The sequence below is a fragment of the Glutamicibacter soli genome (assembly GCF_003309065.1).
Taxonomy (GTDB): Bacteria; Actinomycetota; Actinomycetes; order Actinomycetales; family Micrococcaceae; genus Glutamicibacter; species Glutamicibacter soli.
In genome coordinates, this window is the sequence record NZ_POAF01000004.1 from 130,168 (window position 1) to 142,409 (window position 12,242).

Consider the following 12,242-nt stretch of genomic DNA (forward strand, 5'->3'; position numbering starts at 1 on the left):
GTCTAGTCTTATGCGATACGCTACGAAGCGTTTCACTCGATGAGGAGTTCGATATGCAGAAAAACACCAAAATTCCACGAATCTCAAAGCTTGGGGCAGCGATTCTGGGAATTAGTGCCCTGGCATTGACGGGTTGTGCGGGAGGCACCAGTGCGGATCCTGCCGCCGACGGTGCGGCAGCAAGCAACCAATCCGGGCCTGTCGCAGACGGCGCATGTGGTTCGGTTCCCAAAGGTGCAGCCAATGATCCCAACGGTCTGTTGAAAGATTTCTCGCCAGAAATCGCTGATGGGTACTCCCTGCATCCGGACGAGGTACGCACGTCGGCGTGGGCCGACTATAAGTCAAAGAAGACCGAGGGCTTCACCGCCGCCGTGGTGGGGATGCCACCTGCCAGCCCCTTTATTGCCTCCATGTCCGAGTCGATTCGTGCGAGCTTGAAGAAGGCGGACGTTGAGGTTCTGGGCGAATTTGCTCCGGATGATCCATCCAACGTGCCACTGCAACTCCAGCAGTTCAATGAGGCCCTTGCCCTGAAGCCGGATGTCATCATCTATACGGCAATCGCTCCGGAACCATCGGTTGCACTGGCAAAACAGGCCTTTGATGCCGGTATCCCGTTGGTTGCCGCCCAGGTGCCTATCGACTCCGAATATGCCGTCACCGTAACGCGCAATGTGCCATTGGCGATTGCCGAAGTCACCGCCGGAACTATGCGTTCCATTGGCGGCAAGGGCGACGTGCTTCGAGTTGCCGGTATCCCAGGCATTCCAAGCTCCACCTTGGCCGATATTGGCATGGACGCCATTTTGGAGACTTGCCCGGATGTAAAGGTCGTTGGTTCGGTGACCGGATTCTTCCAGCCGGCCACCGCGCAGGCTGAGGTACAGAAGTTCCTTGCCACTAACCCGGCGGGCGTTGATGCGGTCATGCAGGCCGGAACCATGGGTGTTGGTATTCGCAATGCCTTTGAAGAAGCTGGCATGGACGTTCCACCGATTGCAGATGACGGTTCAAGCCACGGCTTTGCCTCCTGGGCCTTGGCCAATCCCGAGTACCCGTACTTTGGAACCACTACTCCATCAGTTCGCACCGGCGAAGTTTCCGTTGAGGTGGCCTTGCGCATACTGAAGGGTGAAGGCCCGAAGATCAACCAGATTGTGGAGCCTTCGGTGCTTGTGACGCGCGAGAACCTTGAGCAGGTTGCTGACGCCACGTGGGAACCTAGCGATCTGACCGATCTGGCCGGAAGCCCGGATGACTATCTGCCCACCGAGAAGCTTGACCAGTTCTTTTCGAATCCCGGCAAATAAGGCGAACTAGGCATGAATCACGACACTGAAAATGTTGTGCCTGCTGCGCATGCACCCCGTGAGCGTCTGACTGGGCGCCACTGGCTCTACTTCACGATGATTACGCTGGTGCTGTTGACTGACGGCATGGACGTGACGATAGTCAGCCACGTTTTCCCCACGCTCATCAAAGATTGGGGAGTTTCGGTGGGCGGCGGCATCGCCTTCGTCGTCGCCGTGGGATTCCTCGCGATGGGTTTGGGCGCCATTATTTCCGGTGCCTTATCAGTGAGGTGGGGACGCAAGACTATTCTCATCCTCAGTGTCGTTATTTTCGGCTCCGCCACCGCGCTGGGAGGTACGTCCGCAGATTTTACGCAATTTGTCATCTGGCGTCTTCTTGGCTGTGTAGGAATGGGTGCTGCGATGGCCTCCGGCAACACCTTGCTGGCGGATCTGGTTCCGGCACGTAGTCGGGCCGCCCTGCTCGCAGCGGCCTATGCCGGTGTTGGACTGGGAACCACCATTGGCGCCACCCTCGCAGGCTTCCTGCTGCCCACCGTAGGATGGCGGGCGCTGCTGATAGTTGGCGGCGTGATTCCCCTGGTGATTATCGTTGTACTGGCCTTCGTAGTACCCGAGTCACCGGCGCGCCGTGCGGTGAAGCTGGCTGGGAATATACCGGTGAAAGTGCTGGCAAAAGATCGGGTCTCGGTCCGCAGTGACCTGGGGAAGAAGTTTGTGACCACCACTTTGCTGCTGTGGATCTTTGGCTTCTTTTCGTTGGGCACTCAGCTGCTCATTGCACAGTATCTGCCTACACTGTTGCAGTTGCCCGTTCCTGGCTTGGGCACGGTGCAAAGCAGCACCATTGTGGGTCTCTACGGGTTCACCAGCGTGCTGGGAAGCATCGTACTGGGGTTGCTCCTGGTACGCGGCTCCCGATTCACGGTGATTGGTGGTGCCTTGTGTCTGGCCGCGGTCATGGCACTGGTGGTTTCTATGGCGCGTGAACCAAGTTTTGGTTCATTGCTAGTCATTCTGGGGATTACCGGCTTTATTTTGCCCAGTTCTTTTGGGCCAACTCGTGGAGTTCTTGCGGCCATGAGCTTCCCGGAGAGCGCGCGTGGTTTGGGCATGGGAGTCACTGAATTCGGTGGCCGACTCGGCTCCGCGACAGGCGGGGTAGTTGGAGGAACACTGATCGCCACCGGTATGGGCTTGTCTGGTATCTTTTTGGTGCTGTTATTGCCTATCGGGGTCCTGCTTGGCGCGTTGGCTGGATTGCGTCAGCAGTCCCGGCACTTCCAAGCAGCGGAAGAAACATTTGATGGTTCGAACGCTGCCAAACCAGGACCGAAAAGAAAAACACCATTGCAAAGCGTGGGGGACTGACCCACTGATCAATGGCGCATAGTCCGAGCGAGCTTTGAGGCTCTCGTTGCGGCGAAATATCTTCACGATACTTCGCTGCAACGGGAGTCTTTTTGCGCGCATGGCTACGCGCATCAGGCATAGCAAAAACGGTGTTCCGGCTTGGGTCATGTGTTGCTGCCACGCACTGAAAGCCCCCTGGAGAAGTATGCAATCCAAAGAGCTGGTTTGCGTTTCCTCAGGGGGCTTATGAACCCTCGTGCTGCAGTGCGCTGGCTGCTAGGCGGAGACGCGTCCGCGCATGAATTCTTCATCCGGTGAGTCGGTGACCGGAAGGCCGGAAGCTTCCAGGCTTGCGCGTAGCTGCTTCATGAAGCGGTCAGGAAGCTTGGCTGCAGGTGGACGCAGTGCACCGCCATTGAAGCCCGAAAGCCATTCCTGGTACTTCCACTGGGTGCGGTTGATCATATTGGTACCCGGGGTGGAGGTCGCGGAAACTGCGCCGTTTGCCGCGCGAGCTGGCTGGACCTTCCAGTACAGTTCCATGGCTTCTTCCCACTTGCCGGTCCGGGCCAGCTCGAACGCGCGTGGGTAGTAGTCACCCATCCAGTTGGTATTCGCAGTACCGGAGAACTGCATGTCCAAGACGGACATCAGCGGAATGATTTCGGACTCGATGGGGCAGGAGATGACGACCTCATCACGGAAGTGGTGGTACATCTCCATGACGCCGGGAATGCCTGGGTAACCCTGTTCTGCCTTGATCGCCACGATGCTTGGCATCGCGTCCAATATGCGGCGCACAAACTCAACGCTCATGCCAGCCGGGTGGATGCGTTCAAATCCCCACGCTGGCAGTGGGAAGAGCATGGCTGCCATGTTCGTTTCATCGGTGAACTTCTTGGTGTAGTCGAACACCTGATCATAATTTGTTGGCCAGAAGGATGCTGGGTAGGCAAGCAGCGTGCGGTCTGCGCCCGCGGCTTCGGCCAGATTTGCGGCGTGGATGTTCTCTTCCAGGGTGCCGAAGATCGCGTGGAAGAACAACGCGAAGTCCGGACCGGCCGCTTCGCGGGCAATCGCGGTGATCCGCGCGTTTTCTTCCGGAGTCACATTCGCTTCGGCCACAATCAGCGAACCGGCATAACCGCGTTCCTTGAGCAGCAGGATGTCATGGCGAATTGCGTTTTCATTGATTGCAGAAAAATCTGGCGTGAAAGACGGGTGGGTCACCGCGACGGTGCCGGTGAAATTCTCTCGGGCCCAGGAACGGGCTTCGGACTTGGCGTAATCCACCATGAGTTACTCCTTGTTTTTGGGTTGGTGTCTTAAAAAGTTAGTTATTTGCGGCTTGTAACGATGCCGACGGGCAGGGCCGTGCCTACTCCCTCAGTGCGTGCTCGGTTCAGCAGCATCTCAGCTACAACAATGTCCTGCAGGCCAGAGCCCGTTGACTTGTAAATCCTGATCCCCGTCTCGGTGTCGATCTGCCTCTCAGCACCTAGCGCAGCTTGCAATGGCAGTACTACGGCGTCTACATCGATTCCGGCTGCGCGCGCGGCGATCATGTCGCCGCTGTCATGGACTACTTCTTCATAGGTGTCCACCACGATGGTGCTTGCCCGGCCAATCAATTCGACGGGTAGTTCACGTTGGGTCGGGGTAGTGGAACCGATGGAGACAACCGAAGCGTTGGCGCCAACCCAGTCGGCTTGCACGGTGGGCGATTCATTGCGCGAGCGGGCGGCGCAGAGGATCAGGTCCGCGCCTTCGACAGCCTCGCGAGCCGAGCCGACAGCGAGTGCCGGAGCGTCAAAAACACCGTCGAATTCCTTCGCGAAAGCTTCGCGGTTGGCCACAGTGGGGCTGAACACGCGGATATCTGCGAACTTCATCAGGTGGGAGAAGGCGGTGAGGTGGGAGCGGGCCTCGAATCCCGAGCCGATAATGCCTACGCGCATTGCGCGCTGCGGCACGATAGTGGAAACTCCAACAGCGGTGGTTGAGGCGGTGCGCAAACCGGTTACCCGGTTGCCGTCTATCAGTGCCACCAAGTCTGCGGTGTTCTTATCGAACAAGGAGATCAGGTAGCTGACGGTGAGCCCATCGGTGAATGATCCGGCGATGGACTTAGCACCAAAGACCTTACCGCTGGCAGGGGCCGACGGCATGATGCGCAACCACTCTTGCGGGGACTGAGCAAAAATTCGTCCCGGGGTTCGCAGCTCGTCGTTGTCGGTGCTGTAGGCCTCGCGAATTGCCTCAATAGCACTGGGCCAATCCGAGAGGTGAGCGACATCAGCGTCGGTCAGGAACAGCGGAAAGTCCTGCGGCAGATTTCCTTCTGCACTCATGGGCGTTCACTCCTTTGAAAGTCTGGAACACGACGAAGCATGCTCAGTCATGTGCATCACATCACGTGGCGTTAGGATAGATACTATCCGATACGAATCGTATCTCATATACTCGGAGCAACAGGTTTTCGAAAATGACGAAAACGTACCCCAGCAAAGGAACTGAAAACCATGGCAATCTCAACAGTGAATCCAACCACCGGCGTCACCGAACAAGTCTTTGAGGCCCACTCCACCGAAGAAGTGGAGCGCCGCATCGCCTCTGCCGACGAGGCAGCGAAGATCCTGCGTGGAACCAGCTACGCGCGGCGGGCCGAATGGATGAAAGCAACCGCCCAGCTCCTGGAAGCTGAAGCTGAAGAGCTGGGAAGGCTGATCACCCTGGAGATGGGAAAGCCTATCGCGCAATCGGTCGCCGAAGTGCGCAAGTCCGCGGCGTCGATGCATTTCTATGCTGATAATGCCGAAAAGTTCTTGGCCGATACTCCTTTGGAAGACCCGTCGGTTGTTGGCGCTTCAAAGGCATGGACTACTTATCAGCCATTAGGCGCCGTGCTTGCGGTGATGCCGTGGAACTACCCCATTTGGCAGGTCATCCGCTTCGCAGCTCCTGCGCTGATGGCGGGCAATACCGGTCTGCTTAAACACGCCTCGAATGTGCCGCAGTCGGCAATCTACCTGGACACTCTCTTTGAACGAGGGGGCTTCCCTGCGGGCTCATTCCGCACGCTGCTCATCGGTGGCAGCGCGGTCGCCCCGGTTATCGCGGATCCGCGGGTTAAGGCCGTGACCCTGACCGGTTCCGAACCTGCAGGGCGTTCGGTGGCTTCGATTGCTGCGGATCATGTGAAGAAGTCGTTGCTCGAACTGGGTGGCTCGGATCCGTTTGTTGTCATGGATTCGGCCAACGTTCCTGCTGCGGCGGCTACTGCAGTGAGGGCGCGGATTAGCAATAATGGCCAATCCTGCATCGCGGGAAAGCGTTTTATTGTGCATACCGATGTTTATGACGAATTTGCTGCTGAATTTGCACGGCTGATGGGTGAGCTCGTGGTGGGCGACCCAATGGATCCGGCGACGCAAGTTGGTCCACTGGCCACCGCCGATGGACGCGACGAATTGGCCGGTCTCGTGGATGACGCGGTGGCCCTGGGTGCACAGGTGCTTGTCGGGGGCTCAGCCCCGCAGGGTGAAGGGTATTTCTACCTGCCTACGGTAATTGCCGGGCTAAGTGACGAAATGCGGCTGGTCCAAGAGGAAGCCTTTGGCCCGGTTGCCTCGCTATACCGGGTCCGGGACCGGGAAGAAGCACTGCAGGTTGCCAACCAGACCACCTTTGGCCTCTCCAGCGCGCTGTGGACCAATGACGCCGCCGAAGAGCAGTGGTTCCTGGAGCGGCTCGAGGCGGGAGCGGTGTTCATCAACGGGATGACGGTCTCAAATCAAGAGCTGCCATTCGGTGGGATTAAGCGCTCGGGCTTTGGCCGCGAGCTGGCCGCCGAAGGTATTCGCGAATTCTGCAACCTCAAAACGCTATGGAAGGCCTAGACGGGAGCATTCATTCAGTCCTGCCGGCCTGGCCACTTGTGTGCGGTCGTGACGGGTGTTACATTTATTCGAAACGATACGTACTGAACTTGAAGGAGTGAGATGGCAAAGATCGTTGAAGTTGACGTGGTGGTGGTTGGCGGTGGACCGGTGGGCGTTACTGCATTGGCCTTACTGGGTCGCGCCGGCCTGAGCGCCGTTGGGGTAGAGCGCGAGATTCAGGCGTGGCCGACGGCACGCGCCGTGCATTTTGATGGAGAGATCTTCCGCACTCTTCAATCCTTGGGAGTGGCAGAGCGCTTCGCCAAGGCCACATTGCCGATGGCCTCGATGCATATCGAGAACGAGGCGGGCGAAGTCTTGATTGCCGTGCCAACCGGCCAGCTCGGGGCGCAGGGATGGCACGACGATCTGACCTTCCACCAGCCTGAGATCGAATGCCTGTTGCATGAGGTCGTAGAGGAACTGCCAGGCGTTGAGCTGCGCCGCGGCATGACGGTGCTTTCAGTGCGCAATGTTGCCGAAGGCGTCGAAGTTGCGGTGCAGAACGAGGATGGCGAGGAATCCTTGATCCGCGCCCGTTGGGCCATCGCAGCTGATGGAGCCCGCTCGCAGAGCCGCAAAGCGCTGAACATCGAAACCGAAAAAATCGGCGAGGATGCGCAATGGCTGGTTGCCGACGGGATCCTTGAAGACAGCCCCGGATTGTCCTCGGACATGATCTTCTTGGGTCACCATACCCGCCCTGCTTTGTGGATACGGCTCCCCGGCAAACGTGTGCGCATGGAGTTTATGCTCATGCCGGGGGACGACCCCGAGGAAATTACTACCCCGGCGGGCCTTGAGCGCCTCAGCCGCGGAGTGCTGCCGGCAGGTAAATTCACTGCAGACCGCCTGGCGACCTACACATTCCGTGGACGCATTTCCCGGCGGTGGCGTGCCGGCAACATTTTCCTGGCCGGCGATGCCGCCCACCAGGCTCCACCGCTCTTCGGACAGGGCCTGTGCGCCGGAATGCGCGACGTCGCCAATCTGGTCTGGAAGCTGGACGCAGTCAAGCGCGGCGCTGCCGATGACAGCCTGCTTGACACCTATGAGTCAGAACGCTTGCCGCACGCACGGTTCTGGGTGGAGCAGGCTGCCAATGCCGCGGGCTTCCTGCAGACCACCGATGCAGAGGTCGCTAAGCAGCGTGATGCCTTCATCCGCGCCAATCCCGCGGCCTCGGCACCCGTCGCACCCCCACTGGGGCCGGGTCTGCACGAGGGGGAAATCGACAGCCGCGCCGGACATCTGGCCACGCAGCCGATCCTCGCCGACGGGGTGCGCCTGGATGACATGGTCGGTTCCCGCTTCTTGGTGGCAACAACTCCGGAGATCTATTCCGCCGTGCCGGCTGGGCTGCGCAGCCAGCTCGAGGACAACGATTTCGTTGTCGTCTTGTTTGATCCTGCCAAGGCCGGCCGGATTCTTGAAGCCGCCGGTGCCAAGGTCGTGGTTGTCCGTCCGGACCGCTACATCCTGGGTCTCGGGGATACCCCCGAAGCACTCGAACGCATCGCTGCCAGCATCCCGAAGGTCGGCCACGACGTGCCGGCGAACCTCTAGCCCAAAAATTCTCAAGACACACCTCCGCCCAGGCGGAAAGAACTACAGGAGAAAATCATGGCCTTCAGCCCAATCACACACCTGCGTCACTTCGATATCGCGGTGCCTGATTACAAAAAACAGGTTGACTTCTACAAGAACCACTGGGGATTGACCGAGATGCAGGACGACGGCGGAGTGACCTACTTTGCCGCCGAAGGTTCCCCGGAGCAATACTCGGTCCGCGTCCGCGAGGCCGACGAAAAGCGCCTTGACATGGTCGCGTTCGGCGCTGCCGACAATGCCGCGGTGGACCAGCTTGCCTCGGACCTCATTGCCAAGGGGGTGAAGCTCATTGGCGAACCCGATGACCTCAAAACGCTTGGCGGGGGGTACGGCTTCCGATTCTTCGACTTGGAAGGACGAACCATCGAGGTCTCCTCGGATGTCGAGGTGCGCAAGCACCGCAAAATCGAGGAACGCGAAGCCATCCCGGTGCGCCTATCCCATGTGGTGCTCAACTCCCCGGAACCGGAGAAGATGCTCGCTTGGTATGAGCAGCACCTGGGCTTCCGGCTCTCCGACACACTGAACCACCCGCGCGTGGGGGATCTGTTCTACTTCCTGCGATGCAACTCGCAGCACCACTCCATCGCCATTGCCCGCGGCCCGCACGCCTCGCTGCAGCACGCGTCCTTCGAACTGCGCGGGATCGACGAGTACATGCGCGGCAGCGGCAAGCTGTTGCGCTCGGGATTCAAGAAAATCTGGGGACCGGGACGCCACAGCGCCGGGGACAACACCTTCACCTACTTCCACGATCCCAACGGCAACACCATGGAATTCACCACCGAACTTGATTCGATCGACGAGGACACCTGGCACCCGAGCATTTACGACACTTCTGATCCGATGACCTCGGACCAGTGGGGCACCGGCGGGGATATGGATGAATTCATTGCCAAGGAAATGTTCAACGACAAGGACAAAGGTCTTTTCGTCCCGCCACCGGTATAGGCAAGAACATGATGGAACGTGGAGGAGTCATGAAGGAAAATCGCATCGGCGGATTCAAGCTGGGCACCTTCGAGGATGGCACGGAGCAATTTCCCGGGGCCGTCTTTGAGGACCAGGTCGTGAACCTGCGCAGCGTGCTGCCGGGCATCACCCGGATCGGGGACCTGTTTGCCGACTGGGACAACAATCTGGACTTAATCGAGTTCCTCGACCCGGCCGCCGCAGGTGCACGCCCGCTGGCGGGGTTGGGGGTGCTTCCACCGCTGCAGCCGGTGGGCACCATCATCGCCGCCGGGGCCAACTACCGTGAGCACGTCATTCAGATGAGCGTTGCCCACAAGCTGGGGAAAGAAGGTGCCGACGAGAATCAGTTGGCGGCCGACGCCGCGGCCGAAATCGACGAACGTGGCCGTACTGGTGATCCGTACGTCTGGACCGGGATCCCCTCCGCTGTCTGTGGCGCATATGACGACGTGCAGTTGCCCGATGTCGGCGGCAACGTCGACTGGGAGCTGGAGCTGGGTGTGGTCATCGGTCGTAAGGCGCACCGGATTGCGGCAGCAGGTGCCATGGATTACGTCGCCGGGTACACTATCGTCAACGATGTCACTTCGCGCGCTCTCGTGCCGCGCACCGACATTGCGATGATGGGTACCGACTGGTTCCGGTCGAAGAACCAGCCGACTTTCTTCCCCACAGGGCCCTATGTGGTGCCGAAGCGGTATGTGCCGGACCCGGCAAAGCTGCGGATCCAATTGAGCCTCAATGGCACGCTGATGCAAGATGCCCTGGCCGATGACCTGCTCTTCGACATCCCGAGCCTGATCGCCTACGCATCCTCTGTCGCGGTACTGCAACCCGGTGATGTGCTGATCACCGGTTCTCCGGCGGGCAATGGTTCGCATTGGGGTCGGTTCCTGCGTGATGGAGATGTGATGGAAGCGGAGATCACCGGTCTCGGGGCCCAGCGCTCGACGGTCCGCGGACCTTCCGGGCAGTTGCCTCCCTGGTACGCAGACCGTCCGATTGCGGTTGCCGCGGCCGGTGGGGCAGCCTCGTGATACTGCGCCAAAGCCACTTCGTTCCGCCGGTACCCTACCTGCTGGCTACCGAGCTGGGATTCTTGGATAGCGTTGAGGTTCAGTCCACCCGGACCACCTCCAGCGCGGAGCAGCTCGCCGGGCTGCTGGACGGCACCATTGACGTGGCCATCACCGCCATGGATAACTTGTTCGAATGGGACCGGGCCGGTGCTCGGTTGCGTCTCATTGCTCAAGTCGAGGCGACCACCCCGCTGGGCATCTATGCGCGTGATGAGATGGCAACTATGGCGGATCTGGCTGGATTCAGGTTCGCCGTGGACGCCCCGGATAACGGTTTTGCCCTACTTGCACGGCATCTGCTGGGCGGCGCAGGAATCGACGTGGATTATGTGGTGATCGGCGGGGTACGCGAACGATTTGAAGCACTGCTAGCCGGAGAAATCGACGCGAGCCTGCTCGGCCCGCCATTCGACAAGCTTGCTGAACAAGCCGGTATGAGGTGTGTGTCAGAGGTGAACGAACTTCTGCCGCAGCTGCCGGGCCAAGGTCTGGTGGTGCGTACTGAGTTATTGGGATCTGAGGAGCTCACCGGATACATGCGTGCGCTGGCACGCGGTGCCGCGTCCGGTGAATCGATGGACGAGCAGGCCGGCGTGGCGCTGCTTGAGCGTCATGGCTATCAGTCCGCCGCGGCAACTGCATGGGCTGCGCGGGCGAGGACATTATCGGTGGATCCCATGGGCCTGGAGCTGCTCACGCAGATTCGCCGTGGACTCGGAATGCTCTCAGGCCGCAAGCCGCTGGCGGAATTGTGCGAAACTGGGCCGCTGCTGCGGGCCAGCTGAACCATGAGTTTTTGAAGCATTGCATTTTCGTAACCTTAATGCGATACTATACGTATCGAATCTATTACAGAGCAGGAGAAGCCATGAAATTTGGGCGCATTGCAGTAGACACCCCCGATGGTGAACAGATTCGCCTGGTTGCCGCGGAGCCGGACTCCGGCCGAGTTATCGATCTGGCGAGGTCATACGCACTGACCTTGCAGCGCAAAGGTGCCGAACCAGAGCGCGCCCGAGAACTTGCTCTGGCGGTACTTCCCGGAAGCCTGGCCGCGGGACTCGGGGGAGGTTCTATCTTCCTTGACGCCGCGCATGACGCCTTGGGTGCAGCTGATGATGCTTCTTTCGCCATTGATGAAGTCTCTTGGCGCGCGGCCGTTGACTCCCCGGTCATCCGCGACGGGCTGACCTTCGAGAAGCACATCCAGAACTTCCACCGGATTGTTGCCAAGGCGCAGCCGGCACGCTCGATCTACGACCGCCCGGGCTACTTCAAGGGCACCACCGCCATGTCCTACGGGCATAACCAGGAACTGCCCTACCCTGATTTCACCGAACAATTGGACTGGGAACTGGAGATCGGCTACGTCGTGGGCAAGTCCGGCAGCAACCTGACCCCGGATAACGCGATGGAGCACCTCTTCGGCATTACCGTCTTCAACGACTTCAGCGCCCGCGACATCCAGGGCGCGGAAATGCCCATCGGCATGGGCCCGCAGAAGTGCAAGGACTTCGGCTACGGCATCGGACCCTGGGTCACCACGATGGACGAAATCGACTCCCTCGAGGGACTGCACGGCCAGGTCCGCGTCAACGGCGAGGTGCTCTCGGACACCAAGGTCGAGGACTTCGTCTACACCCCCGCGGAACTGCTGGCCTACGTCTCGATCTCGGACCGCCTGCAGCCAGGGGACCTCATCGGGTCCGGCACCATGGGCTTCGGTGCCGGTGTAGAAATCGGTACGTTCCTCAAGCCGGGCGATGTCATCGAGCTCGAGGTCGAGGGCGTTGGTACGCTGCGAACCCCAATATCCAAGGAACGCGAGAAGGCTCCTTGGTGGCCAGAGCCACGCCAGTACCCACACGAAAACTGGGTTGCGTAATGTCCCGCCCGCCAGTTCGCCGGATAGTTACCGGCCACAATGACCAAGGTCTCGCAGTCATACTGTCGGACGCAGACGCACC

10 protein-coding genes are annotated in these 12,242 nt (G+C 59.7%); 8 read left to right on the forward strand and 2 right to left on the reverse strand.

Going from position 1 to position 12,242, the window contains the following annotated elements; genetic code table 11:
* The first annotated feature begins 53 nt into the window (after window positions 1–53).
* Together C1H84_RS09725 and C1H84_RS09730 are read left to right on the forward strand one after the other, a co-directional pair.
* Window positions 54–1,313 (forward strand): substrate-binding domain-containing protein, encoded by a 1,260-nt coding sequence (locus C1H84_RS09725; RefSeq protein ID WP_113607300.1) that lies wholly within the window; start codon window positions 54–56, stop codon window positions 1,311–1,313.
* A 12-nt stretch (window positions 1,314–1,325) separates the two neighbouring features.
* Window positions 1,326–2,687, forward strand: coding sequence for an MFS transporter (locus tag C1H84_RS09730; protein WP_082344921.1), 1,362 nt, complete (start codon window positions 1,326–1,328; stop codon window positions 2,685–2,687).
* Window positions 2,688–2,945: 258 nt separating this feature from the next.
* Here the strand turns inward: C1H84_RS09730 and C1H84_RS09735 are convergent, their stop codons facing one another.
* Both C1H84_RS09735 and C1H84_RS09740 read right to left on the reverse strand, forming a co-directional pair.
* Complete coding sequence (locus C1H84_RS09735; RefSeq protein WP_053799255.1) at window positions 2,946–3,965, reverse strand: dihydrodipicolinate synthase family protein; 1,020 nt, start codon at window positions 3,963–3,965, stop codon at window positions 2,946–2,948.
* Between the two features lie 41 nt (window positions 3,966–4,006).
* Window positions 4,007–5,020: an ornithine cyclodeaminase family protein gene (locus C1H84_RS09740; RefSeq protein WP_113607301.1), complete on the reverse strand. Its 1,014-nt coding sequence runs from the start codon at window positions 5,018–5,020 to the stop codon at window positions 4,007–4,009.
* Between the two features lie 171 nt (window positions 5,021–5,191).
* Here C1H84_RS09740 and C1H84_RS09745 point away from each other — a divergent pair, with 171 nt between their 5' ends.
* The 6 genes from C1H84_RS09745 to C1H84_RS09770 all read left to right on the forward strand — a co-directional run bounded on the left by C1H84_RS09745 (window position 5,192) and on the right by C1H84_RS09770 (window position 12,160).
* Entirely contained in the window at window positions 5,192–6,568 is a 1,377-nt protein-coding gene (locus tag C1H84_RS09745) for an aldehyde dehydrogenase family protein (protein ID WP_113607302.1), read from the forward strand.
* 102 nt (window positions 6,569–6,670) lie between these two features.
* The gene (locus tag C1H84_RS09750; RefSeq protein WP_082344920.1) at window positions 6,671–8,176 is read left to right on the forward strand and encodes a bifunctional 3-(3-hydroxy-phenyl)propionate/3-hydroxycinnamic acid hydroxylase; all 1,506 of its coding nucleotides are present in this window, start codon (window positions 6,671–6,673) and stop codon (window positions 8,174–8,176) included.
* A 57-nt stretch (window positions 8,177–8,233) separates the two neighbouring features.
* Window positions 8,234–9,172 (forward strand): VOC family protein, encoded by a 939-nt coding sequence (locus C1H84_RS09755; protein ID WP_053799251.1) that lies wholly within the window; start codon window positions 8,234–8,236, stop codon window positions 9,170–9,172.
* Between the two features lie 29 nt (window positions 9,173–9,201).
* Window positions 9,202–10,233, forward strand: coding sequence for a fumarylacetoacetate hydrolase family protein (locus C1H84_RS09760; RefSeq protein ID WP_113607303.1), 1,032 nt, complete (start codon window positions 9,202–9,204; stop codon window positions 10,231–10,233).
* Window positions 10,230–11,060 carry an ABC transporter substrate-binding protein gene (locus C1H84_RS09765; protein ID WP_053799250.1) on the forward strand — a complete coding sequence of 277 codons (831 nt, stop codon included), beginning with the start codon at window positions 10,230–10,232 and terminating at the stop codon, window positions 11,058–11,060. Before C1H84_RS09760 ends, C1H84_RS09765 begins: the two co-directional genes overlap by 4 nt.
* 83 nt (window positions 11,061–11,143) lie before the next feature.
* Complete coding sequence (locus tag C1H84_RS09770; protein ID WP_053799249.1) at window positions 11,144–12,160, forward strand: fumarylacetoacetate hydrolase family protein; 1,017 nt, start codon at window positions 11,144–11,146, stop codon at window positions 12,158–12,160.
* Window positions 12,161–12,242: the final 82 nt, after the last annotated feature.

Excerpts from the sequence above, each read along its gene's own strand:
- C1H84_RS09725 (WP_113607300.1), top strand. The coding sequence starts at position 54 with ATGCAGAAAAACACCAAAATTCCACGAATCTCAAAGCTTGGGGCAGCG.
- C1H84_RS09730 (WP_082344921.1), top strand. The coding sequence starts at position 1,326 with ATGAATCACGACACTGAAAATGTTGTGCCTGCTGCGCATGCACCCCGT.
- C1H84_RS09735 (WP_053799255.1), bottom strand. The coding sequence starts at position 3,965 with ATGGTGGATTACGCCAAGTCCGAAGCCCGTTCCTGGGCCCGAGAGAAT.
- C1H84_RS09740 (WP_113607301.1), bottom strand. The coding sequence starts at position 5,020 with ATGAGTGCAGAAGGAAATCTGCCGCAGGACTTTCCGCTGTTCCTGACC.
- C1H84_RS09745 (WP_113607302.1), top strand. The coding sequence starts at position 5,192 with ATGGCAATCTCAACAGTGAATCCAACCACCGGCGTCACCGAACAAGTC.
- C1H84_RS09750 (WP_082344920.1), top strand. The coding sequence starts at position 6,671 with ATGGCAAAGATCGTTGAAGTTGACGTGGTGGTGGTTGGCGGTGGACCG.
- C1H84_RS09755 (WP_053799251.1), top strand. The coding sequence starts at position 8,234 with ATGGCCTTCAGCCCAATCACACACCTGCGTCACTTCGATATCGCGGTG.
- C1H84_RS09760 (WP_113607303.1), top strand. The coding sequence starts at position 9,202 with ATGAAGGAAAATCGCATCGGCGGATTCAAGCTGGGCACCTTCGAGGAT.
- C1H84_RS09770 (WP_053799249.1), top strand. The coding sequence starts at position 11,144 with ATGAAATTTGGGCGCATTGCAGTAGACACCCCCGATGGTGAACAGATT.